Raw genomic sequence first — 24,271 nt, 5'->3', positions numbered from 1 at the left:
GGAGCCTTGTGATGACGGGAATACCGCCGATCGCGCCTTACAGACTGCCGCGAAGGGACGCACTGCCGGAAAACACCGTGAGCTGGACCGTCGACCCGGATCGGGCGGTGCTCCTCATCCACGACATGCAGAGCTATTTCCTCGAACCCTTCGAGGAGGGCATGCGCGGCGAATTGGTGAGTAACATCGCCGACCTCAAGAAGCGCTGCGGAGCACTGGGGGTGCCGGTGGCCTACACCGCCCAGCCCGGTGGCATGACGGAACAGCAGCGTGGGCTCCTGAAGGACTTCTGGGGACCCGGCATGCGCACGGACGAGACCGAACGCGCGGTCGTCCCCGAACTCGCACCCGACGCGGACGACTGGATGAGCACGAAGTGGCGCTACAGCGCGTTCTTCGGGTCGGAGCTGCTCCAGCGCATGCGCGCGCAACAGCGTGACCAGCTGATCATCTGCGGCGTCTACGCGCATATAGGTGTGCTGTCGACCGCTCTGGAGGCCTTCTCCCACGACGTCCAGCCCTTCCTGGTCGCCGACGCGCTCGGCGACTTCTCCGAGGACCGTCACACGATGACCCTCGAATACGCGGCACGGTGCTGCGCCATGGTGGTCCGGACCGAGGACGTGCTCGCATGAGCACCCTTCTCGAACAGGTACTCGCGCTGGAAGTACCCGCCTTCGCGATCATCCACCGTCCCGAAAGCGGCTCCCCCGGCACGCTGGACGTCCTGACCGGCCAGGTGACCGAGTACAAGTCGCTCGACGACATCCCGTTGGCCGACGACCCCGGGCCGGGGCCCGCGCTCGACACGCTGGTGCTCGTCCCCTACCGGCAGCTGGCCGATCGCGGCTTCGCCGCGCTGGACGACGCCACGCCCCTGCTCGCGATGAGCCTCACCGCCCGCGACACGGTGCCGGTCGCCGAAGCTCTCGCCGGCTTCCCGCAGGTCCCGACGGAACTGACCGACGGCCACTTCGACATGGACGACGCCGCCTACGCGCAGATGGTGCGTCAGATCGTCACCGAGGAGATCGGCACCGGCGAGGGCGCCAACTTCGTGATGAAGCGCTCGTTCGTCGCGGACATCGGCGACTACTCGCTGACCAGCGCCCTGTCCTTCTTCCGGCGGCTGTTGGAGCGCGAGGAGAAGGCCTACTGGACCTTCATCATCCACACCGGCCGCAACACTCTCGTCGGTGCGACACCGGAGCGCCACATCTCGCTCACCGGCGGCACGGCCGTCATGAACCCGATCAGCGGCACGTACCGGTATCCGTCCGGCGGCCCCACCTTGCAGGGCGTCATGGAGTTCCTCGCCGACACCAAGGAGACCGACGAGCTCTACATGGTCCTCGACGAGGAACTGAAGATGATGGCCCGGCTGTGCGACGACGGGGGGCGCGTCCACGGGCCGTACCTGAAGGAGATGGCGCGGCTGGCGCACACCGAGTACCTGATCGAGGGCAGGACCAGCCGCGACGTGCGCGAGGTCCTGCACGAGACGATGTTCGCCCCGACCGTCACCGGGAGCCCGCTGGAGAGCGCCGCCAAGGTCATCTCGCGCTACGAGCCGAAGGGCCGCGGCTACTACAGCGGGGTCGCCGCGCTGATCGGACGGGACGCGGCCGGACAGCAGACACTCGACTCGGCGATCTTGATCCGCACGGCCGACATCGATCCCGGCGGCCGGATCAGCATTTCCGTGGGGGCCACCCTGGTGCGCCACTCCGACCCCATGGCCGAGGCCGCCGAGACCCACGGCAAGCTGGCGACCCTGCTCAACGCGCTCAAGTCCGGCCGTTCATCGAGCTACGCGGCCGACCCGGAGGTCCGCGTCGCCCTGGAGCGCCGCAACGAGGGGATCGCGGACTTCTGGCTCCGGGGCAAGGACGAGCGCCCGTCGGCCGGGGCCTCGCTGGACGGCCTGACGGCACTGGTCGTGGACGCGGAGGACACCTTCACCGCGATGCTCGAACAGCAGTTGCGGTCACTGGGGCTGTCCGTGGAGGTCCGCCGCTTCGACGAGCCCTACGACGTGACGGCCCACGACCTGACGGTCTTCGGCCCCGGTCCGGGAGATCCGCGCATGACCTCCCACGCCAAGATCGCCAAGCTGCGGCAGTCGATCGACACCGCGCTCGCGCATCGCCGGCCGATGCTGGCCGTGTGCCTGAGCCATCAGGTGCTCAGCACGAAGCTCGGCTTCGAACTGCACCGCCGCGAGGTACCCAACCAGGGCGTACAGCGCGGGATCGAACTGTTCGGCGTGCCCGAACGCGTGGGCTTCTACAACACGTTCGCCGCGCACAGCGCGGTGAGCGAGCGGACCGTCGAAGGGATCGGCGTGGTCGAGGTGAGCCGGGACCAGGAGACCGGCGAGGTGAACGCGCTGCGCGGGCCGGGCTTCGCCTCGATGCAGTTCCATGCCGAGTCCGTGCTCACCGTCGACGGCCCGCGCATCATCGAGAACGCGATACAGGGGGTACTCGGCCGATGAGAGTGGATGTCGTCTGGTGGGACCTGGCCAGGTCCCACCAGACCGTCGAATCCCTGGAGAGGGATCTTCGTGACGGCTCCGTCGAGCCGTGGCACGAGGTCAAGGGACTGCGCCTGAAGCTGTGGATCGCCGACCGTGAACGCGGCCGCTGGGGCGCGGTCATGTGGTGGGACGCGGACGTCCCGGCGGATCAGCAACTGCCCCCCAACCGGGCGGCCGAGCTGATCGGGTACCCACCCGACCACCGCACCGGCTTCGACGTCGCGGCGGTGGCCGAGGGGATCGACTCGCTCGGCCTCGCCTTCTCCGCCGGGCCCTCGGTACCGGCACAATCCCTGGAGCGCAGGTAATGCACCACTACATGGTCGTAGACGCTTTTGCCAGCGAGCCCCTGCTGGGCAACCCGGTCGCCGTCTTCTTCGACAGCGAGGATCTGACCGGTGGGACGATGCAGCGCATCGCGAAGGAGATGAACCTCTCCGAGGTCACCTTCGTGCTGCCGGCCGAGCAGGAAGGCGACGCACGGATCAGGATCTTCACCCCGGTGAACGAACTGCCGTTCGCCGGGCACCCGATGCTCGGCACGGCCTTCGCGCTCGGCCGGACCTGGGGCCGCGACAGGCTGCTCCTGGAGACCGCGATGGGCGTCATCCCGTTCGAGCTGGGCACCCGCGACGGCGCCGCGTGGGTCCAGATGGAGCAGCCGGTTCCCAGTTCGAAGCCCTACGATCTCGCCACGGACCTCCTGGCCGCACTCGGCGTCGAGTCGTCGACGGCCCCGGTCGAGATCTACCACAACGGGCCGCGTCACGTGTTCGTGGGGCTGAGCGACGTCGAGGCGCTTTCCGCTCTCCACCCGGATCATCGCGCCCTCTCGCGCTTCCCCGACATGGCCGCCAACTGCTTCGCCGAGGAGGACGGGGGCTGGCGGACACGGATGTTCTCCCCCGCCTACGGCGTGGTCGAGGACGCGGCGACCGGTTCCGCCGCCGGGCCTCTCGCGATTCACCTGGCCAGACACGGGTTCGCCGAGTACGGGCAGGAGATCAGAATCACCCAGGGTGTGGAAATGGGACGCCCGTCGGTCATGAGGGCGACCGCCGAGGGGGTCGGCGAGTCGATCAGCTCGGTCACCGTCGGCGGGCACGCCGTCATGGTCGCCGAGGGAACAATCAATGTCTGACGGGGGCCCTTTGATGGACGCAAGTGGATTCGAGTCCCTCAGCGGGAAGGTCGACCTCCCCTTCCCCGAGTACGACCAGCCGCCGTCGGAGCCTCTCGGGCTGGTGCGCGGCTGGCTCTCCGAGGCGAAGGAGATCGGAGTCCGCGAGCCCAGCGCGCTGTCGCTGGCCACTGCCGACTCCGAAGGCCGCGCCTCCAACCGGGTGGTCGCCATCACCGAGGTCACCGACCTCGGTCTGGTGTTCACCAGCCACAGCCGCAGCCAGAAGGGGCGCGAACTCGCCGCCACGGGCTGGGCGTCGGGATTGCTGTACTGGCGGGAGACCGGTCAGCAGATCATCCTCTCCGGTCCGGTCGTGCTGCTGCCCGACGCCGAGTCGGACGCGCTGTGGTCCGCCCGGCCGATTCCGTTGCACGCCATGTCGACGGTCACCCGGCAGAGCGAGCCCCTGGAGGACCTGGAGGACGTCGAGGCCCTTCGCACCAGGGCACGCGGCCTGGAACTGACCGGGGAGGCCCAGCCCCGGCCGGAGTTCTTCGTCGGCTACCGGCTGGAGCCCGACGTCGTCGAGTTCTGGTCCGCGAGCTCGGACCGGCTGCACCGCAGGCTGCGCTACGACCGCGACTCGCTCCAGTGGCGTACGAGCCGGCTGCAACCGTAGTCCCGCTTCTCCGGCCAACCACCCTGGCGCACACGGCCTTTCACCGCTTCGGCGTCGTCGTGCCCGGACACACCCGACCCTTTCCCTGAGGAAGAGACCATGCCTCTCACCGCAGACCAGATCCTGGATCTTCCGTTCGACGTCCAGCCCGATCCGGACGAGTTCATCCGCGCCGCCATGGAGTGGCACTTCAATCCCGAGACCGGCTGCACGTTCTGGCTGGACCGAGCCGCCACTCTCGGCTTCGATCCGCGAGCCGATGTCAAGACGCACGAGGACCTGCGGCTCTTCCCGAACGTGGCCGCGGAGCTTCGTGACGTCCGTGGCGAGGACCTGATACCCAGGGGATACGGGAATCAGCCCGACGTGATCGGGTTCTTCGAGAGCGGCGGCACCACCGGCGCCCCCAAGCGGGTCGTCCTGATGCGGGACTGGCTGGTCCGCATGGTGAGCTGGAGCAACGCGAACCTCGACCGTCACGGTGTGCCGCGCGGAGCGAACTGGCTGGGAATCATCCCGACCGGACCGCACGTCGTGGGCACCCTGTTCCGGCAGCACGCCGTCACGCACGGCCGCCACGGCTTCACGATCGACCTCGATCCGCGCTGGGTGAAGCGGCTCATCTCCGAGGGTCAGTTCGGGCAGGTCGACGCCTACGGCCAGCACCTGATCGACCAGGCCGCCGAGGTCCTGCGGACGCAGGACGTCGGCCTGCTCACCATCACTCCCCCGCTGCTGGAACGGCTCTCCAGGGACGAGAAGCTGGTCGCCCTGGTGAACGAGCGGGTGAAGTGCATCAGGTGGGGCGGCACGCAGATGGACGCCGACTCCCGGCGCATCTTCAAGACCGAGGTGTTCCCCGACGTCGCGCTGTGCGGCGAGTACGGAAGCACGATGATCATCGGGGTCGCCGGCGAGCGTGCCGGGATCTCCCTCGACGATCCGTGTGTCTTCGACTCGTTCTCCCCCTACGTGACCTTCACGGTCGTCGATCCGAAGAGCCTCGATCCGGTGCCCTACGGAGAGCGGGGCCGGGTGCTGGTCAACCACGTCAGCAAGTCCTTCCTGCTGCCCAGCAACCTGGAACGTGACCTCGCCACGCGCATTCCGCAGGAGAACGGCCTGGTCGGGGACTCGGTCGCCGACATCTCCACGGTCGCGGTGTTCGAGGACGAGGACGTCATCGAGGGGGTCTACTAATGATCGACCTGCCCGCGCTCGGCGCGAAGGGCGCCTTCCGCGCCAGCAACAGGCAGACGGTCACCGATGTGGCGGGCACCGCCCGCGCGGAACTGAGCCTCGTGCCGCCGTTGTACGTCAACCGCACCATGGCGGCGCTGCGGCGGGGCGGCGTCCTGCCCGCCGACGAACGGGCCGGCGCGCTGATCCGTGCGGCCGAGCTCTTCGCGACCGCCACGATCGACGGCCTGACCGTCGAGGAATATCAACACGCCGTCAGCCGGGTCGGTGGAGTCCCGATCTCCTCCGTCGTCACGGCGACCACGACGGTCGCCGAACGGGTGGCGAAGGCTCATGCGAGCGTCCAGTACGCACGCCCCCGTGGCGCGGTCGACAACTGGCGCGATCCGCTGACGCGGACCGGGCGTGCGGTGTGGACACGGCGCGGAGACGTGTTCGCCGTGCACGCCGCGGGCAACCACCCCGGCACCCACAGCATCTGGCCGGAGGCACTGGCGCTGGGCTACCGCGTCGCGGTCCGTCCGTCGAGCCGCGATCCCTTCACCCCTCACCGGCTCGTGGCGGCCCTGCGGAGCGCGGGATTCGCCGACGACCAGGTGGTGCTCCTGCCCACCGACCACGCCGGTGCCGACGCCGTTCTGCGCGGCGCCGACCTGGGGATGGTGTACGGCGGCGAGGAGGTGACCCGCAAGTATGGCGGGGCCGCGACGGTGCTGCCGCAGGGGCCGGGCCGGTCGAAGATCCTCATCACGGCCGATGTGGACTGGCGCGAGCACCTGGACGTGATCGTCTCCTCCGTGAGCGGCCACGGCGGGACCGGATGCGTGAACACGACGGCCATCTTCGTGGAGGGCGACCCGACTCCGCTCGCCGAGGCGGTCGCGGCGCGGTTGTCCGCCGCGACACCCCTGCCGCCCGAGGACGACAAGGCCGTACTCCCCGTACAGCCGGTCGCGGTCGCCAAGGCGATCGAAACGCACCTGCTCAAGAAGGCGGCGGGCACCCGGTCCTGGCTCGGCGGCGACGGCGTCGTGGGCGAACTCGGGGACGGGAGCGCCGCGTTGATGCCGGCCGTCCACCAACTCGATGATCCGGCCGCTCCGCAGGCAGGCGTGGAACTGCCGTTCCCTTGCGTGTGGATCGCGCCGTGGACACCCGAGGCCGGTACGGAGCCGTTGAGGAACACGCTCGTGCTCAACGCGATGACCCACGACAGCCGGCTCATCGACCGCCTGCTCGACGAGCCGACCATCGCCAACCTGTACCTGGGAAGCCAGTACACCCACTGGATGGATCCCTCGGTGCCGCACGACGGCTACCTCGCCGACTTCCTCATGCGGAACAAGGGTGTCGTCCGGAACTGATGGTGGTTCCGGCGACGCTCCCGTGCGCACCGTGAACGCGGTTCCGACGGCGTCCGCGGCGGCTCGCCGCCCGGACGCCCCCTCCAACTCCCACGAGACCGAAAGGCTCCTACCTTGTCCCACTCCGTCGAACCGGCCGACGTCCTGATCGTCGGCGGCGGGTCGGCCGGTGCAGTGCTCGCCGCGCGCCTGAGCGAGGACCCCGCCCGGCGCGTCGTGCTGCTCGAGGCCGGGCCGGACTACGGCCCCACCCAATTCCCCGACTCGCTGCTCGACGCCAACCGCATCGCCGATCTCGATCACGACTGGGGATACACCTCACGGGGCGGGCGGCTGAGCCCCTCGATGGTCGCCCTGCGCGGCAAGGTGATGGGCGGGAGTTCCGCCGTCAACGCCGGCGCCGCCCTCCGCGCCCGGGCCCGCGACTTCGCCCGCTGGGCGGAGAACGGGCTCGACGACTGGGACTTCGCCGACGTCCTGCCGTACTTCCGCGACCTGGAGAACACCCCCACAGGCGAGGACGAGTTCCACGGGCGAAGCGGGCCGATGCCCGTGCGCCAGCTGACCGACTCCGAGCTGACCCCGGCGCATCGTGGCTTCATCGACGCCGCGGTCTCCCTCGGCCACAAGCGGATCACCGACTTCAACGGCGCCGAGCAGGAGGGCGTCGGGGCCTTCGCGGTCAACGTCCTCGACGGGATCCGGCAGAACACCGCACTGGTCTACCTCACCGCCGCGGTGCGCGCCCGCCCGAATCTCACGGTGCGCGGTTCCGTCGCCGTCGACCGGGTCCTGTTCCGCGGTGGCAGCGCGACCGGAGTGGTCACCACCGACGGGACGGTGCACCCTGCCGACGAGGTGATCCTCTCCGCCGGGACCTACGGAAGCGCGGCGATCCTGCTGCGCTCCGGCATCGGCCCCGCCGGCGAACTGGCCTCGCTCGGCATCGAGCCGCTCGCCGACCTGCCCGTCGGCCAACACCTCCAGGACCACCCCTTCTGCCCCGCGGTCCACGCACTCGCCCCGGGGCGAGGGGAGATGGCTCCGGCCCTCGGCGCGCTGCTGTGGACCGCCTCCAGCGAGGCCGCGGACGGTGAACTCGACCTGAACGTCGTCGCCGTGCATCCGGGCGGGGCTCCGTTCATGCCCGACGGCGGCGTCATCGCCCTGTCCACGGCTCTCGTGCTCCCCGAGTCGCAGGGCACGGTGCGCCTCACCAGTCGCGATCCGCTGGCCCAGCCCCTGATCGACCACAACTACCTCGGCACCGAGCGCGACCGCCGACGCATGCTCGAAGGCGTACGGATCGCCCGTGATCTGGCCCGTGACCCGGCACTCGCGCCGTCGCTCGCCGGGCTTCTGATGCCGCGCGAACTGCCCTACGACGCGGAGGAGTTGACGCGAGTGATCGAATCCAGTCTCTCCATCTACGGTCACCCCACCTCCACCGCCCCCATGGGTGCCGCCGACTCGCCCCGGGCCGTCGTCGACTCCCGCGGAGCCGTGCACGGAATCGCCGCCCTGCGTGTCGTGGACGCCTCGATCATTCCGTACGTGCCCTCCAGCGTCACCAACCTCACCACGATCATGATCGCCGAACGCATCGCCCACGTCGTCTACAGCCACTGATGACCCGGGGCTGCCGAGAGGCTCGCCACTGGCCTCGATGAATCCGGGGCCGCGCCCCGGGCCGCGCGTTCCCGCACGGAAACGCCGCTTCCCCTGGCCGAACTCGGCAAGAGTTCGGCCAGGGGAAGCCCGGCTCACTGACGGAGGCCCAGAACCCGCGTCAGGCCGAATTGATGCGTCGTGGGCTGCTGTGCAGGAACGGACTGCATGATTTCAGGGTCCTCTGCACAGGACTTGTTTCGAGGATGCGGATGGAGTCCAGCGCGCTGAGACTGTCGGCCAGGTAGTCATGCAGTTCGCTGGGGCTCTTGCACAGGACGAGGGCCACCAGGTTGGTCGGGCCGGTGGTGGAGGCCAGGAAGGCCAGCTCCCTGTGCTGGATCAGGGTGCTCGCCACCTGGTTCAGATGCGCAGGGGCGACGGACATCCACAGCAGGGCTTGCGTGGTGATGCCGTACACCTCCGCACTGATCTCGACGTCGAAGGTGAGCATGCCGCCGGCCTGCAAAGCAGCGAGTCGGCGCGTGATGGTCGAGGTGGACTGGCCGGTCTCGGCGGCGAGATCCGTGTAGCTGATGCGGCCGTTGTTCTGCAACGCCGCCAGCACGTGCCAGTCCGCCTCGGTCAGGGACGAACGGAGCTTGGGCTCGTCGGCGTCGTCCGACGAGTCGCGTGCTCGGCGCAGGTGTTCCTGCTGCTCATCGGTGAGGGCGGTCGTGTGCCCCTGCCATGCGGTGGGACCGCCCAGATAGGTGTGCAGCAGGCGGTGGGCCGACACCTCGGCGATGTTGGCCACACGAGGGATCTCGCGGAACAACAGCGTATGGTGCGCCGCGGAGTTCATGACGAAGCATATTTCGGTTCCCCCGGACACGAGCCGCACCCAGGTGGTGTCGTCGCGCCGGGCCAGGCTGTACGCGACGCTCTGTGCGGTGTTCGGGCTGGCCGTGAGCCTCAGAATCCACTTTCCGCCCGACGGCTGCCGTGGATTCACCACCCCGACGACGCGAAGCGACAGTTCGCTGCTCAGCCGTCCGTAACGACGGGCGACCGTTTGGGTGGAGACGCCCAGAACCTCGGCGATCCGGCTGAATGGCGCCCGGCCGTCAATGCGCAGGGCATGAATGATACAGTGGTCTAATTCATCGACTGCGGGAACCGTTGGCTCAGGAAAATCGCCCGCTGGCCGTCTAGGACCATGGACGCTCAGCAAGGCTTGCTCAGCAAGGTTCGCGGCACCAGTTTCCCCCGGTTAGCCTAGGACAGGACCTCGTCAGTGGGCTTGACTGTCGACGACGGCGTTTTCATCGCCAGGACCCCGGCGAGTTCCGTTCCACGATGATGGTCAGTCAGTTCTCGTGATCGGTCATGCTTTGCCGGAACTTGGCACGCGGACATCGAGTCCATACTCGCGCTTCAAGGAATTCACGTTCGGTGTCGCCGGCCTGCCGGCCTCGGATACGAGACCTGGCGACCTGACGGTCCGTCAACAGCCGCGCCGGTCCGCCGAATACCGGCATCACGTCCGCGCCGTACGCCTGCCGGGGAGTCTCTCCGTCCCGCACGGCCTGGTCAAGGCCGAACGATTCAGCAATATCGCACGCAGTCGTTGCCACTACACCAGCCCCCCGACCAGCTCCTGAACCACCACGGACCATGACCATCACCACGAAGTGGATATCGATAGGTCAAGAGGAATTCACCGGAATCCTGACTCATCGTCAGGGTTCGATCGGCGGAATCCACTAGGTTCACACTTCGGGCGAGCATACATGTTCTAGCCCTTCGTGGGTACGTCGGTCCGCCACCGGACCCCCGGGGACCGAGCCGAAGATCCGGGGCGGCGATGGCGCCAAGAAGCCGCCGTCGTACCGAACTTGAGCGGTGTGTTCCAGCGGACGACGGGCCCCTGACCGGCGGTTCCGCGTCGCCGTCCCTCACCGGCCGGCCCGTTCCGTCGTCCCGGCGGTCCGTTCCGCCCGCCCCCCTCCGCGCGCTCCCTCCGCCCGGTCTCCGGGTCAGTCAGGGCACTCGTCCTCCGGGGCGGAGGCCGGGACCGGCGCCGGGACAGGCATCTGGGCCGGGGCTCGCGCCGGGCCGACCAGGACGTCGCTGTGGGCGGAACGGGCCTTGGCGGGCGAGGGCCCGGCCGGGCCCGGGGCGCCCGTGGCGCCCGTGGCGGCCGGGTACAGCAGGCCGTGGCGTCGGCGGGCCTCGGCGGCGGCCTCGGCACGCGGCACCAGGGTGTGATCGGCCCGGCCGTCCGCCCCCAGGGTGGTGACCAGGCACAGGCCGTCAAGGAGGCGCGCGGTCCGCACGTGCCGGGCCACGCCTCGCGCCCCGGCCGGCACCGCCAGACACACCTCGCTCGCGGTGTCGAACTCGGTGACCGTCAGTCCCTCGGCCCGCAGCCGTCCGCCCACCGACCGGCGTTCCCGTCCTGACCGGAAGCACCACACGTCACTGTCCTTGTGCACGACGACCGCGGCCGCCGCCGGCCCCGTCCCGACGGCCGTGCCGCGTTCCGGTCCCCCGCTCCAGGGGAAGGGCCGGCACAGCACCCGCACCCCCTCGCGCTCCGCCCAGTCCACGGCGCCCTCGTGGACGACCTTGGCGCCGTGGCGGGACATCCGGCGCACTCCCTCGTAGCTGATCCGGGTCAGGGTGCGGGCCTCCGGCACGAGGTGGGGGTCGGCGGTGCACACCCCGGGCACGTCGGAGAAGAGCTCGCACGTGTCCGCGCCCAGGGTCGCGGCCGTCGCCACCGCGGAGAGGTCCGAGCTGTTGCGGCCCAGCATGACGGTCCGTCCGGCCGCGTCGACGGCCTGCCCGCCGGGGACCACGGCGATCGGACAGTCGGCCAGGGCCCTGGACAGCGCCTCGGAACTGGCCGAGACCAACTCCGCCCGGTCGCCCGGCCCTTCGGCGAGGAGTCCGGTGGCCGCCGCCGGCAGCGGGCACCCGGGCACGCCCGCGGCGTCCAGGGCGGCCGCGAGCAGGGCGACGCTCACCGTCTCGCCCGCGGTCAGGAGCATCGCCGCGGCGTGGGCGGGCGGGTCGGCGGCCAGGGCGTCCAGGGTCTGCTGGAGCCTGCCCGTCGTACCGGACATCGCGCTCACCACGACGACCACCGGGCGCTCCTCCTCCCTCCCGCGGCGCACCGCGTACCGGGCGACGCGGCGGTAGCCGTCGAGGTCGGCGAAGGCGGAACCGCCGAACTTCAGGACCAGCGGCCGGCCGGCAGGCGCGGGACGGGCCGTCATCCCAGCCAGCCGTTCTTCAGGGCGAGCGCGACGATGTCCAGCGCGTTGAGCGCGGCCCCCACCCACAGGTTGTCGGCGACCACCCAGAAGGCGAGGGCCCGGTCGTCCTCCGGCTCGACGCGGACGCGGCCGACGTGGACCAGCGCGCGGTCCTCGCGCCGGGCGAAGACGCTACGGGGCATGGGGTACGAGGGGCTGTGGGAGCGGCGGTGGACCCGCAGGCCGGGGGTAGCGGCCAGGGCCTCCTCGACCGAAGCGGCGCTGACCGGCTCGCGCAGCCGCAGGTGGACGGCCTCGGAATGGCAGTCGAAGACCGGCACCCGCACCGCGGTGGCGCTCACCCGCAGATCCGGCAGACCGAGGATCTTGCGTGGTTCGCGGACGAGTTTGCGTTCCTCGTGCGTGAACCCGTCCTCGTCCTGGAGCCCGATCTCGGGCACGAGGTTGAAGGCCAGCGGCTGCCCGAAGCGGCCGCCGGACGCGCCCTGCGTACGGGGGTCGTCCAGGACGGCCCTCGACTCCTCGGCCAGTTCCTCCAGACCGCGCAGCCCGCCGCCGGACGCCGCCTGGTAGGTCGCCACCACGGCGCTCTCCAGACCGGCCAGTTCGTGCACCGGGTGCAGGGCGCGCACCAGCTGGATGGTCGAGCAGTTGGGGTTGGCCACGAGGCCCGACGCCGGCCGGTCGTCGAGTGCGCCGGGATTGACCTGGGACACCACGAGCGGGACGTCGGGACGCATCCGGAACGCCGAGCTGTTGTCGACGACCAGCACCCCGGCCGAGGCCAGCCGCTCCGCCTCCCGGGCGCTGACCTCCGCGCCCGCGGAGAAGACGGCGACGTCCAGACCGCGGGGGTCGAGATCGTCGAGGGTGACCAGGTCCGTCAGGGGCAGGGACAGTCCCCGTTCGGCGCCCAGGTCCCGGCCGACGCTGCGCGCCGATCCCACGGGCACCACCTGTTCCACGGGCACGATCCCGCCGTCGAGCAGGGCCAGGCATTCCCGGCCCACCGCTCCGGTGGCGCCGACTACCGCGATGCGCAGCATTCCCGTCCTCCTGTCGCCCCGTCCGGGGCTCAGTACGTCGTCGCGTCCGGTGACCGGCCTCTGAAGGCCCGCCGGTACGCGTTGGGAGTGGTGCCGAGGAAGTGCACGAACTGGTACCGCAGGGCGGCCGCGTTGGCGAATCCCGTACGGGCCGCCACGGCCTCCATCGTCTCGTCGGTGTTCTCCAGCAGCCGCTGGGCGCTCAGCACCCGCTGGGCCAGCAGCCACCGGTAGGGCGTGGTTCCCGTCTCCGCCCGGAAGCGGCGGGCGAACGTGCGCGGTGACATGCAGGCCCGCGCGGACAGCTGCTCGACGCTGATCTCCTGGTCCAGGTTCTGTTCCGCCCAGGTCAGCACCTCGCGCACCCCGTCCTCGCCGTACTGGGCCACCGGCCGTTCGATGTACTGGGCCTGGCCGCCCTCCCGGTGCGGCGGCACCACCATGCGCCGGGCGATGGCGTTGGCGACATCGCTGCCCTGGAGCTTGCGCACGAGGTGGAGACAGGCGTCGATGCCCGCGGAGGTGCCGGCCGAGGTGAGGATCGGGTCCTCGTCGACGTACAGCACTCCGGGTTCGACCAGGGCCTTGGGATAGCGCTCGGCGAGTGCCTCGGCGTACCGCCAGTGGGTGGTGCAGCGGCGTCCGTCCAGGAGCCCCGCGGCCCCCAGGACGAAGGCGCCGACGCAGACGCTGACCACCCGGGCGCCGCGGGCCACCGCCTGGCGCAGTGCCTCCAGCAGGGCGGGCGGGAACTCCCGGGTGTGGAAGTCGTCCCCCACCGGAATGGCGATGAGGTCGGCCTCCTCCAGCCGGTCGAGGCCGTAGGGCGTGCTGATGGTGAACCCGGGCACCGCCCGCACCGACGGGGATTCCGCGGCGACGAGCGCGAAGTCGTACGCGGGCAGCCCCTCTTCACGGCGGTCGATCCCGAATACCTCACAGACGACACCCAGCTCGAAGGGATGGACGTTGTCGAGCAGGACCGCGGCTACGTTTTTCAGCATGTTTTCCAATGTGGCAGTAATACATGGTGTTCTGACAGTCCCTCCGCTGTCGCATGGCCGGATCGGCGCTCATACTCACGGCATGGACCCGGAAGCCGCTGGGGATTCACTCATCGGTGCTCAGGGGTGGGACACATCGTCGACGGGCTGGCCGATGGACACGATCCCGCTGCGGATGCCCATGACGACGGCTTGCGTCCGATCGGACGCGCCGACCTTCATGAACACCGCGGACAGATGGTTCTTCACCGTCTTCTCGGATATCCCGAGCGCCTTGGCCACCCTCCGATTCGAATTCCCCTGGGAGATGAGCACCAGGATCTGACGCTCGCGGGCCGTCAGGACGGCGAGGGCCTGGCGTGCCCCCGGCGTCTCGGCGGCCGGCGGCGGGGCGGCGACGGCCGCGCTGCGGCGGCCGTCGGCCCGTAAGTCCTCGATCAGCTGTTCCTGGGCCTCGAGGGCGTCCTGCGCCTCGCCCAGGGCTTTGTGCACCTTGGCGACGCCCTCGGCCAGGGCCGTCACGGGCGGGGCCGGTGCACCGCAGACCGCACAGCACTGCCGAGTCCTCAGTTCCTCGACCGAACCGCGCACAACAGGCGACATCAGATGAACTCCCTCCACCGAGGTGAATTGACCGAACCGCTCTTCTCCGTAGGGCCGAGGGCGTGGGAAATTCCGGCGCCGGGTCAGGAAGGAAGCTGGGCGTGGATCGCCACCGTCTTGCACCGCGTGTATTCACGCAGCGCCTCCAGTCCCTTCTCCACTCCGATTCCCGAGCGGCGGTAACCGCCGAAGGGAAGCTCGACTCCCCCGGCCGCGCTGTAGTTGTTCACGAACACCTGCCCCACCCTCAGCCGCTGGGCGAGCCAGTGGGCGCGGGTCACGTCGGACGTCCACACTCCGGCGGCCAGTCCGTACGTGGTGTGCTCCGCGAGTGCGACCGCCTCCTCCAGCGAGTCGAAGACCGATACGCACAGCACCGGCCCGAATATCTCCTCGTTGAAGACCCGGTGCTCCGGGGTGACCCGGTCCAGGATGGTGGGCTCCACGAAGAAGCCGTCGGCATACGCCGTGCCTTCGGGGACACCGCCGCCCGTGCGGAGGACGGCGTCACGCCGGCCCCCGGCCAGATGGGCGAGCACCCTGGCGCGCTGTTTCGCCGAGATGAGCGGTCCCATGTCGGGATCGGTCCTGCCCGGCCCGATGGTCAGGGCGCGGAACCGTTCGACGAGCGCGTCCACCAGTTCGCCGTGGACGGAGCGGTGGACGAGCAGCCGGCTGCCGGCCGAGCAGTTCTGCCCCGCGTGCTCGGTGATCGACTCCACGATCTGCGGCACCGCAAGGCCGGCGTCGTAGTCGGGCAGCACGAGGTGCGGGGACTTCCCGCCGAGTTCCAGGGTGACCGGCACGATGGTGCGTGCCGCCGCGGTCATCACGGCCTCGCCGACCTCGCGCGAGCCGGTGAAGGCCAGCCGGTCCAGGCCGGGGTGCGCGGCGAGCGCGGCGCCCGCCTCTTCCCCGAGGCCCGGTACGACGTTCAGGGCCCCCGGCGGGAGTCCCGCCTCCTCGGCGATGCCGGCCAGTCTCAGTGAGGTCAGCGGAGCGTCCTCGGCCGGTTTGAGGACACAGCAGTTTCCGGCCGCGAGGGCGGGTGCCAGGGTTCTGGCGGCGATCTGGAGCGGGTAGTTCCAGGGAATGATGTGCCCGCACACGCCGTACGGTTCGCGCAGGGTGAAGGCCGGGCGGTCCGGGCGCTGCTGGATGGTCTCGCCGCCGAGCCCTTCCACGGCGTTGGCGTAGAACTCGAAGTAGCGGGCGGCCACGTCGGCGTCGGCCAGCGACTGGCGCAGCGGCTTGCCGGTGTCGAGGGTCTCCAGCGCGGCGAGTTCCTCGCGCCGGGAGCGCAGGATGTCGGCGATGCGGCGGCAGACCCGGGAGCGCTCCTCCGGCGTCGTGAACCGCCACACGCTCTCGTGGGTGTGCCGGGCGGCCTCCACCGCGGCCCGTACCTCCGCCGGGCCGCAGCGTGCGACGCGCGCGACGGTGCGGGCGTCCGAGGGATCGAGGACGTCGATCCACCGGTCCGTGGGAACCTGCTTCCCCGCGATGACGGCCGGGTGTTCCGGTATCGCTGCATCACTCACGGGTGCATCCAGCTCCTTGGCGTGGGGGGCGCTCTGACGGTGGGTCAGTGGGTCATCGAGCCGGCGATGACCCGTTCGAGATCGTGCGCGTCGACGTCGCGCGGGCAGCACACGAGCAGCCGCCGTTGTTTCAGCGCGCCTTCGACGAGTCGGGGGAGGTCCTTGGCGGAGTAGCCGAAGTCCCGTAGCCCGGTGGGTCCTCCGGTGTCCGCCACGATGCTCAGCAGGGTGGCCGGAAGCACGTCCGCGCCGTTCGCCACCGTCACCCCGGCGAGGTTCGCGCCCAGCAACTCGGCGGCGCGCAGATGCCGTTCGGGAGAGGTCGGATAGGTGAACTCGAAGGCGGCGGCCGCCGTGGACACGACCGCGGCGCCGTGCGGCACCATGGCGTGGTCGACCTCGTACCCGTCGGGCCGGTAGTCCCGCACCATTCCCGCCACGGGATAGGCGCAGGCGTGCGGGATGTGCGTTCCCGCGTTGCCGAATCCCATGCCCGCGAAGCTCGCCGCCCGGCTCATTCCCGTACGGGCCTCCAGGTCGGCGGAGTTGAGCACGGCCCGCCGCAGATGGCGGCCCACCAGTTCCAAGGCCTGTTCCGCCCACACGTCGCTGATCGGATTGGCTCCGATGTACAGCGGCCGGTCGCCGGGCGTGGGGTAGGCGGGGCGCCGGTCGTAGGCGCGGGCCGTGTACGACTCGCAGGCGTGCGTCAGGACGTCGTACCCGGAGGAGGCGGTGACGGCCGGGGGCAGTGTCAGGGTGTTCGCCGGGTCGACGAGCGCCAGGGAGGGCATGAGCCGCAGGTCGCTGATGCCCGTCTTCACGTTCAGGTCCGTGACGCCGAGGGCGACCATGGCGGTGCACTCGCTGCCGCTGCCGGCCGTGGTGGGCACGGCCACCAGGGGCTTGAGCGGGCCGGGGATCGGGGCTCCGGCGCCGATCGGGGCGTTCAGGTAGTCGCGTACCGGGCGGCCCGGGTGACTGAGCAGCAGGTTCAGCATCTTGGCGGTGTCGATCGAGCTGCCGCCGCCGAGACCGACGTACCCGTCCACCTGGAGGTGCTCCAGTTCACGGGCCGCCTCGGCGACGCTCGTGTCGGTGGGTTCCACCCGGGCCCGGTCGAACAGCGTGACCGAGATCCCCTCCTGCTCGATCTGTTTGGCGACCTGTGCGGGCAGGCCGAGGCCGGCCAGGACGGGATCGGTCACCAGCAGCACCGACGCGACGCCGGCTCTGCGCAGCTCGTGTCCGATCTCCCCGGTGGCGCCGACACCGAATTTCAGCGGCGGTGCCTGCCAGGCGATTATTCGTTCCTGCTCCGGAGTCCGACCGCCCCACCCGAGCGATTCCACAGTCCGTCCCCGCCTTCATCGACTTGACTCGGAATTCCGACCGAGAAATTGCATGACGAACGGCGACGCGCACCCAGACGTCTCGGCCGGCTCGGCGAATCGACGTCACCTTCACACAGAATTTCGACCGGGCGTGGGCCACAGTAGCCAGTCGGCCTTGCTCCCGCCATAGGTCCCTTGCCCTATGACAGAAACGGCTCAATCACAACCACCGGCGCATATCGGAAGTCAGCGGATCAACACCCCGCTCCGGCCTCCGCACCAGCCCGGCCGCACCCTCGGGCCAGGGACACCCGCTGGCAGGAAATCGCGGTTGCGTGTCAGTTCCGCCACTGTCGCCGGAGCCGTCCCGGCCAGCAGAGTTGAGTCATGAAGTCCACTGGGCGGCGGCACGTGATCGTCGTAGACGGCTACCACATCAGGGACGGCGAGGACCGGGGCTTCGCCAGCGCCTTCCGGGCCAGGGGCGTACTGCCGGTCACCGTCATGAGCACCCCGAAGCCACTGGTGAAATTCGTCAAGAAGAATATCTGGTACCCCGACGACTTCGAAGCCGTCCACTATTACGACGGCGACTTCGAAGCGATGGTAAAGCTTGTGGAATCTTATGACCCGGTGGGGATCGTCACCGGCAACGAGAGCGGTGTCGAATTCGCCGCGCGGCTCGTGGAACGTCTGATGCCACAGTTCCAGAACGTACCCGGGACCGCCCGATATCAGCGCCACAAAGGGGAGATGGCTCTGGCCCTGGAGCGCGCCGGAGTGCCCGGTCCGCGCACCCTGTCGACCGCCGACCCCGCCGAGGCCGCCGCCTGGATCGAGTCGAGCGGTCTCACCGGCCGGCCGATCATCCTGAAGCCGCCGCACAGCGCCGGGACCGACAACGTGCACTTCGTGCCGGCCGGCGGCGAGTGGCGCGGCCACTTCACCCATATCCTCGGCCAGGTCAACGGGTTCGAGCTGCGCAACGACACCGTGATCGTGCAGGAGTTCCTGGAGGGACCCGAGTACATCGTCGACCTGTACTCGGTGGACGGGCGGCACGGACTGGTCGACACCTGTGTCTACGCCAAGCACGACCGGGGCCCCCGCTACGGCATCTACGACGTCGCCGACTTCCTGGCCCCCGACCACCCCGACGTGGCGGTCCTCGCCCCGTACGTGATGCGCGCGGCCGACGCCGTCGGCATCCGCAACGGCTCCACCCACGCCGAGGCGATCATGACGCCCGACGGGCCACGTCTGGTGGAGCTGGCGGCCCGCTACTCGGGCAGCTGCATGATGATCTCCGGCTCCCTGGCCACCGGCGACAACCAGATCGAGCGCACCGTACGGCACGTCCTCGACGGGGAGTTCGTGCCGTCCTTCGAGCTGGTCAAGGAGGTCCGCACCCTCTGGCTCTGCTCGGACCTGGCGGGACCGGTGCACAACATGGAGATCCTCCGGGCGATCGCCGACCTGCCCACCACGTACTCCATGGCGATCCCGCCCGAGGGCCGGGACATGCCGCTCACCAACGACGTGACCACCAGCCTGGGCTGGGTCATCCAGGGCGCGGACGACTGGGACGCCATCGAGAAGGACTCGGCCCGCATCCGTGAGCTGGAACGCGCCTGGAACGCGGCCCGGACCGAGGACGCGGCCGACGGACGGGGGACCGCCTGACATGCCGGGCCAGTCGTACGGGACCCACGTACCCCACCTCCTGCTCATCTGTCCCCGCCACGACGTCCTGGGCAAGTTCGTCGGCCTGCCGGTCGCCCTCACCGTGGTCCACCGCCCCGGCGGGGACCGGGAGTTGGAGGAGTCCCTCGCCCTCGCGGTGGTCGACGCCGACTTCACCGACCCCGACGCCCTGCTCGCCGTCGCCCGCGAGGTGCACGCCCGGCGGCCCGTGGACGCGGTGCTCGGGCTCACCGAGCTCTCGCTGCGCCCGGCGAGCGTGGTGGCCGAGGCACTGGGCGCGCGCGGCAACTCACCCGCCACGCTCGCCCTGACCCAGGACAAGGCCGCCATGCGCGCCCGTCTGCGCGACCGCGGCCTGGGCGCGGTGGCCCACCGGGTGTGCGCCGGGGCCGACGAGGTCCGCGAGCTGCTGCGCGGCTGTCCGTCCGGTGTGATCCTCAAGCCGGTCGACGGCAACGGCGGCACGGGCGTCCATCTCGTGCGCACCGAGGAGGAGTTGACCCGGGCGTGGGCCTGGACCAGCGGCGCCAGGACCGGTTTCGCCTGGCCGCAGGGCGAGTCGGCGTCCCATGTGCTGGCCGAGGAGTTCCTGACCGGCCAGGAGTTCAGCGTCGAGTCGCTGTCCGCCGCCGGACGCCACCAGGTGCTCGCGGTCACCCGCAAACACACCTCGGGCGCCCCGCACTTCGTGGAGACGGGACACGACCTGCCCGCTCCGCTGCCGCCCGACCCGTACCGCAGGATCGTCGGGGCGGCGCTGGACGCCCTGGACGCCGTCGGCTACGCCTGGGGCCCCTGCCACACTGAGGTGATGCTCGCCGAGGACGGCGAGCGCGCCACGGTCGTCGAGATCAACGCCCGGCAGGGCGGCGACCAGATCTGGGAACTGGTCCACCTCGTCACCGGCATCGACATGCTCCAGGGCGCCGTCCTCGCCCTCGCCCACGGCGTCCTGCCGGGGGCGGCCACGGGCCATGCCGGAGGCGCCTCGATCCGCTATCTCACCCCACGGCCCGGCCGGGTCACCGAGGTGACGGGCACGGCCGGGGCCCGGGCCGTGGAAGGGGTCATCCGGATCGGTGAAATCCCCGCCGTGGGAGCCGAACTGGTGCCGCTCGGCGACTCCTGGAACCGGGCCGGGCATGTCGTCGCCGCGGGCCCGGACCCCAAGGCCGCCGCCGACGCGGCCGACGCCGCGGCCGCCCGGATCACCGTCCGTACCGACCCGGAGACCGCCCGATGACCTCGAAGAAGGGAGACGGCGTGACGCTCGCCGGGAACTCCGGGGCGCGGGCGGAGCACGCCCCGGGGGCGCGTTCCGGCCGGTTCCTCGCGGGCCGGGGTCCGGCGTACGTCGTCATCCTCGGCCGCTTCACCACCAACATCGGCTTCTTCATGGTCGTGCCGTTCCTCGCGGTGCACCTGACCAAGGACGAGGGGCTGAGCAGCTTTCAGACCGGTCTGCTGTTCGCGGTCATGGAGTTCACCCGCCGCGGGCTCGGCATCCCGTCCGGCTGGGTCAGCGACCGCTTCGGCGCGGCCCGGATCCTGACCCTGGGTCTCGCCGTCGAGGCGGGCGCGTACGTCGTGTTCACCGTGGCCGGCGGCAGCTTCGCCTTCTGGGGCGCGTCCGTCGCGCTGCTGGGCGTCGGCGGCTCCCTCAACAACAACGGCGCCCGCAGCGTCCTCGCCTCCAGCAGGTCGGGCGGGGTCGCGGCCGACCTCAGCCGCTACTACGTGTCCATCAACGGGGCCGCCCTGATCGGCCCGCTGATCGGCACCGCGCTGATGGCGGCCGGCGCGATGCGGGCGGGCTTCCTGATCGCGGCCGCGCTGCACCTGGGGTTCGCCGTGACCTCCGCGGTGCTGCTGCGCGGGCTGCACGCCACGAACGCGGCTCCCATCAGGCCCGCCGCCATGGCCGAGGCCCTGCGCGACCGCCCGCTGATGATCTTCTGCTCGCTCGCGGTCGGCGGCTGGTTCCTCATCACCCAGTACCGCGTCGCGCTGCCGCTGACCGTCGTGCACCAGAAGCTCTCCTCCGACCTGGTCGGCGTGTTCACCGCGGGCAACGCCGTCGTGGTGATGCTGACCGTGTGGCTGATCGGCGCACGCGTCGAGCGGCGCTCCACGGTCGGCCGCCTCGATCTGTTCACAGCGTCCGGGGTGCTGCTCGGCGGCGGCTGGCTGCTGTGCTCGGTCGACGGGATCAGCCCCGTCGTCGCCGCCGTGATCGTCACCTCGATCGGCGAATCGCTGTTCTGCGGCGTGGTCGACGCGGTCGTCGCGGGCCTCGCCACCGAGGGCCGCACCGGCCTGTATCTGGGCTACTCCACGATGGCCTGGGGCGTCGGCGGCATGCTGGGCGGCTTCGTCGGCGGCGGCTTCGACCTGGCCGCCGGCCATGGCGCGCTGCCGCTGTTCTGGCTGGTGCTGGCCGTCGTGGGGATCGGGTACGGGGCGGGCACCCGCGTGGTGCGCCGCTCGCTGGCCGAAGCGGTGGACCGGCGCCGCACCGCCGAACCCGCCGGACCCGCCGAACCCGCCGGACCCGCCGGACCCGCCGGACCCGCCGAGGACGGCACACCGTCACCGTCACCGTCACCGTCCGGCTGACCGGCCGACCTGCTGCCCGACGGGCCGTACGACCTGCCCGTCGGCCCGCCCACCCTGCGGCTTCGTGCGCTTCGGCCGTCTCATGCGCCACACGCACCGCAGGCACCGCACGCGCCGCAGGCATCCGTACGCAACGACCCGGAACACCCCCGAACACCGACCGAGAAGGAGGCCGTATGCCGCCCAAGGAGTTACGCGCCCGGGTGCGCGAACTGATGGGCCGGGCGCAGGAGGATCTGCGGGACCTGGTCGCGCACCGGTCCGTCGCCGACCCCCGGCAGTACCCGGTGGAGGAGTGCGAGAGCGCCGCCGGCCTGGTCGCCCGGCTGTTCACCGAGGCCGGAGTCCCCGGGGCACGGCTGCTGGACACGCCGGACGGCAGCAAGGCGGTGTTCGGCCATCTGCCGGCCGCCCCCGGCTTCCCCACCGTCCTGCTCTACAGCCACTACGACGTGCAGCCGCCGCTCGACGAAGGCGCCTGGACCACCCCGGTCTGGACCCTGACCGAGCGTGCCGACGGCCGCTGGTACGGGCGCGGGGCCGCCGACTGCAAGGGCAACATCGTCATGCAGCTCACCGCGCTGCGGGCGCTCGGCGACCTGACCCGGCTCGGGGTGGGCGTCAAGGTCATCTCGGAGGGTGCCGAGGAGCAGAGCACCGGCGGGCTCGCCACACTGATCCGGGAGAACCCCAAGCTCCTGTACGCCGACACCGTGCTGGTGTGCGACACGGGCAACTCCGAGGCGGGCGTGCCCACCGCGACCACCGACCTGAGGGGCGTCGTGCACGCCACCGTGACCGTGCGCTCGCTGGCCGGGCCGGTGCACTCCGGGTCCTTCGGCGGCCCCGCCCCCGACCCGCTCAACGCGCTGATCGCCATGCTCGCCACCCTGCACGACGCCGACGGCAACACCACCGTGGAGGGCCTCGACCGCGACGGGCGCTGGCAGGGCGCCGAGTATCCCGCCGAGCGCTACCGCCGTGACATCAAGGTGCGCGACGGCGTCCGTCTGGTGGGCGACGGCAGTGTGGCGGACATGCTGTGGGCCAGGCCCGCCCTGACCGTGGTCGGCATCGACTGCCCGCCGGTGGTCGGTTCGGCGCCCGCCGTGCTCGGCGAGGTGACCGCCAAACTCAATCTGCGCATCCCCTACGGAACCGAGCCGGACGCCGCCTGGGAGGCGCTCAGGGCGCACCTGGCGCGCACGGCCCCCTGGGACGTCGAGGTGGACACCGTCCGGCTCTCCTCCAGCCGCCCCTTCCGGGCCCGCACCGACGGCCCGGCCTACGCGGAGCTGGGGAAGGCGCTGCGGGAGGCGTTCGGACGGGAGCTGACGACGGCGGGGCAGGGCGGTTCGATCCCCACCTGCGACGCGTTGCAGGAGACCTTCCCCGACGCGGAGATCGCGCTGATCGGCGTCGAGGAACCCCAGTGCCTCATCCACGCGCCCGACGAGAGCGTGGACCCCCGGGAGATCGAACGCATGGCGCTCGCCCTCGCGCTCTTCCTGGAGTCCACGGGAGAGCGGCCGTGAGCGAACTGACGGGACAGCAGGTCATGTTCACCGAGGCCGACATGGCGGATCACCTGAGCCGGCTCGGCCGGGCGGCCCCCGATCTGCACGCGTGCGTCGACCCGGAACGGGCCCGGGCCTCGGCCCGGCTGCTGGCCGGTGCCACGGACTTCAGGGACGACTTCGGCGACGACGGAGCCGGCGGCCGGGGGTCCTCGTACATCCGCGCGCAGGCCCGCAACCTCACCGCACGCGCCCGGGGCATCTTGCATCTGCTCTCCCTGGTGCCGGCCAGGACCGACCGCGGGCCCGCCGTCGTGGTGGACGTGCTCGGCGGCGACGGCCTGGTCCGCAGGGTCGCGGACGCCCGGCGCCTGACCGGCCTGTCCGTGCTGACCTGCGACGCCTCCCCGTACATGGTGCGTGCCGCCTGGACGGCGGACTGTCCGGCGCTGGTGCAGCGCGCCGACCGGCTGCTCATGCGCGGTGGCAGTGTCGACGCGGTCCTCGTCGCCTACGGGTCGCACCACATCGCCGCCGACGACCGTGCCGAACTGTTCCACGAGGCCCACCGGGTGCTGCGGCCCGGCGGGGTCCTGCTGCTCCACGACTTCCTCGTCGGCTCGCCGATGGACACCTGGTTCCGGGACGTGGTCGACCCGTACTCACGGACCGGGCACGCCTACGACCACTTCACCCGGGAGGAGTTGTGGGGCTACTTGAGGAAGGCGGGCTTCGCGTCCGGTGAGGTGACCGAGATGGCCGATCCGTACGTCGCGACCGCGGCCACGGCCCCGGAGGCCGAACTGGAGCTGGGACGCTACCTGCTGGACATGTACGGGCTCGCCGGGATCGAACGGAGCCACGCGGGGGACGCCGCCCGCCACACGGTGGAGCTGGCCGGGACGGTCTTCCGCGACCGGCGCGCGGACGGCTCCCTGGAGGCGCTCTCCCTGGAGTACGACCCGTCGGCCCGCGAGTGGACCTGCACCGTACCCAGGACGGCGGTCCTCGCGATCGGCCGGAAGGCGGGCTGAGGCGGGGCCGTGACACGCCGGCGGCGGCCACCCGAGGGGGGTGGCCGCCGCCGGCGTGTCACGGGGAGTCTCCCG

20 protein-coding genes are annotated in these 24,271 nt (G+C 70.9%); 13 read left to right on the top strand and 7 right to left on the bottom strand.

What is annotated here, in order from left to right:
* Positions 1-11 precede the first annotated feature (11 nt).
* From ACZ4AA_RS28280 to ACZ4AA_RS28245, 8 genes are all read left to right on the top strand, one after another.
* Entirely contained in the window at positions 12-635 is a 624-nt protein-coding gene (locus ACZ4AA_RS28280) for an isochorismatase family protein (RefSeq protein ID WP_467609001.1), read from the top strand.
* Positions 632-2,497: an anthranilate synthase family protein gene (locus ACZ4AA_RS28275; RefSeq protein WP_467608998.1), complete on the top strand. Its 1,866-nt coding sequence runs from the start codon at positions 632-634 to the stop codon at positions 2,495-2,497. The genes ACZ4AA_RS28280 and ACZ4AA_RS28275 overlap by 4 nt, the downstream gene beginning before the upstream one ends.
* The gene (locus ACZ4AA_RS28270; protein ID WP_467608996.1) at positions 2,494-2,847 is read left to right on the top strand and encodes a hypothetical protein; all 354 of its coding nucleotides are present in this window, start codon (positions 2,494-2,496) and stop codon (positions 2,845-2,847) included. The genes ACZ4AA_RS28275 and ACZ4AA_RS28270 overlap by 4 nt, the downstream gene beginning before the upstream one ends.
* Positions 2,847-3,680: a PhzF family phenazine biosynthesis protein gene (locus ACZ4AA_RS28265; protein ID WP_467608993.1), complete on the top strand. Its 834-nt coding sequence runs from the start codon at positions 2,847-2,849 to the stop codon at positions 3,678-3,680. Before ACZ4AA_RS28270 ends, ACZ4AA_RS28265 begins: the two co-directional genes overlap by 1 nt.
* A 13-nt stretch (positions 3,681-3,693) precedes the next feature.
* Positions 3,694-4,341 (top strand): phenazine biosynthesis FMN-dependent oxidase PhzG, encoded by a 648-nt coding sequence (phzG, locus tag ACZ4AA_RS28260; protein WP_467608991.1) that lies wholly within the window; start codon positions 3,694-3,696, stop codon positions 4,339-4,341.
* A gap of 99 nt (positions 4,342-4,440) precedes the next feature.
* Entirely contained in the window at positions 4,441-5,541 is a 1,101-nt protein-coding gene (locus ACZ4AA_RS28255) for a phenazine antibiotic biosynthesis protein (protein ID WP_467608988.1), read from the top strand.
* Complete coding sequence (locus tag ACZ4AA_RS28250) at positions 5,541-6,905, top strand: aldehyde dehydrogenase family protein (protein WP_467608985.1); 1,365 nt, start codon at positions 5,541-5,543, stop codon at positions 6,903-6,905. Before ACZ4AA_RS28255 ends, ACZ4AA_RS28250 begins: the two co-directional genes overlap by 1 nt.
* 114 nt (positions 6,906-7,019) lie before the next feature.
* Positions 7,020-8,534: a GMC family oxidoreductase gene (locus ACZ4AA_RS28245; RefSeq protein WP_467608982.1), complete on the top strand. Its 1,515-nt coding sequence runs from the start codon at positions 7,020-7,022 to the stop codon at positions 8,532-8,534.
* Positions 8,535-8,694: 160 nt separating this feature from the next.
* Here ACZ4AA_RS28245 and ACZ4AA_RS28240 read toward each other — a convergent pair whose 3' ends face one another.
* The 7 genes from ACZ4AA_RS28240 to ACZ4AA_RS28210 form a co-directional block, all read right to left on the bottom strand.
* Positions 8,695-9,747 carry an Lrp/AsnC family transcriptional regulator gene (locus ACZ4AA_RS28240; protein ID WP_467608979.1) on the bottom strand — a complete coding sequence of 351 codons (1,053 nt, stop codon included), beginning with the start codon at positions 9,745-9,747 and terminating at the stop codon, positions 8,695-8,697.
* An 805-nt stretch (positions 9,748-10,552) separates the two neighbouring features.
* On the bottom strand, positions 10,553-11,797 hold the full coding sequence (locus tag ACZ4AA_RS28235; RefSeq protein WP_467608976.1) for an amino acid kinase family protein: 1,245 nt from the start codon (positions 11,795-11,797) through the stop codon (positions 10,553-10,555).
* Positions 11,794-12,843 carry an aspartate-semialdehyde dehydrogenase gene (locus ACZ4AA_RS28230; protein ID WP_467608973.1) on the bottom strand — a complete coding sequence of 350 codons (1,050 nt, stop codon included), beginning with the start codon at positions 12,841-12,843 and terminating at the stop codon, positions 11,794-11,796. The genes ACZ4AA_RS28235 and ACZ4AA_RS28230 overlap by 4 nt, the downstream gene beginning before the upstream one ends.
* A gap of 29 nt (positions 12,844-12,872) precedes the next feature.
* Positions 12,873-13,847: a GlxA family transcriptional regulator gene (locus ACZ4AA_RS28225; RefSeq protein ID WP_467608970.1), complete on the bottom strand. Its 975-nt coding sequence runs from the start codon at positions 13,845-13,847 to the stop codon at positions 12,873-12,875.
* Between the two features lie 120 nt (positions 13,848-13,967).
* A complete protein-coding gene (locus ACZ4AA_RS28220; RefSeq protein WP_467608967.1) occupies positions 13,968-14,450 on the bottom strand; it encodes a LuxR C-terminal-related transcriptional regulator in 483 nt (160 codons plus the stop codon).
* Between the two features lie 83 nt (positions 14,451-14,533).
* Complete coding sequence (locus tag ACZ4AA_RS28215; RefSeq protein WP_467608965.1) at positions 14,534-15,991, bottom strand: aldehyde dehydrogenase family protein; 1,458 nt, start codon at positions 15,989-15,991, stop codon at positions 14,534-14,536.
* 44 nt (positions 15,992-16,035) lie between these two features.
* Complete coding sequence (locus tag ACZ4AA_RS28210) at positions 16,036-17,343, bottom strand: hydroxyacid-oxoacid transhydrogenase (protein WP_467608960.1); 1,308 nt, start codon at positions 17,341-17,343, stop codon at positions 16,036-16,038.
* Positions 17,344-17,712: 369 nt separating this feature from the next.
* On the opposite strand from ACZ4AA_RS28210, the gene ACZ4AA_RS28205 reads away from it, so the two are divergent.
* The 5 genes from ACZ4AA_RS28205 (at position 17,713) to ACZ4AA_RS28185 (ending at position 24,196) form a co-directional block, all read left to right on the top strand.
* Positions 17,713-19,008 carry an ATP-grasp domain-containing protein gene (locus tag ACZ4AA_RS28205; protein ID WP_467608955.1) on the top strand — a complete coding sequence of 432 codons (1,296 nt, stop codon included), beginning with the start codon at positions 17,713-17,715 and terminating at the stop codon, positions 19,006-19,008.
* A gap of 1 nt (position 19,009) precedes the next feature.
* A complete protein-coding gene (locus tag ACZ4AA_RS28200) occupies positions 19,010-20,272 on the top strand; it encodes an ATP-grasp domain-containing protein (protein ID WP_467608950.1) in 1,263 nt (420 codons plus the stop codon).
* A complete protein-coding gene (locus tag ACZ4AA_RS28195; protein WP_467608947.1) occupies positions 20,269-21,645 on the top strand; it encodes an MFS transporter in 1,377 nt (458 codons plus the stop codon). Before ACZ4AA_RS28200 ends, ACZ4AA_RS28195 begins: the two co-directional genes overlap by 4 nt.
* Positions 21,646-21,821: 176 nt before the next feature.
* Positions 21,822-23,180, top strand: a complete 1,359-nt coding sequence (locus tag ACZ4AA_RS28190; RefSeq protein WP_467608943.1) for a M20/M25/M40 family metallo-hydrolase — start codon at positions 21,822-21,824, stop codon at positions 23,178-23,180.
* Positions 23,177-24,196, top strand: coding sequence for a class I SAM-dependent methyltransferase (locus ACZ4AA_RS28185; RefSeq protein WP_467608939.1), 1,020 nt, complete (start codon positions 23,177-23,179; stop codon positions 24,194-24,196). Before ACZ4AA_RS28190 ends, ACZ4AA_RS28185 begins: the two co-directional genes overlap by 4 nt.
* The last annotated feature ends 75 nt before the right edge of the window (positions 24,197-24,271 follow it).

The organism is Streptomyces sp. NPDC024698 (assembly GCF_055559015.1).
Note: the sequence above shows the minus strand (reverse complement) of the source record. Positions and strands in the feature narration are given on the sequence as shown.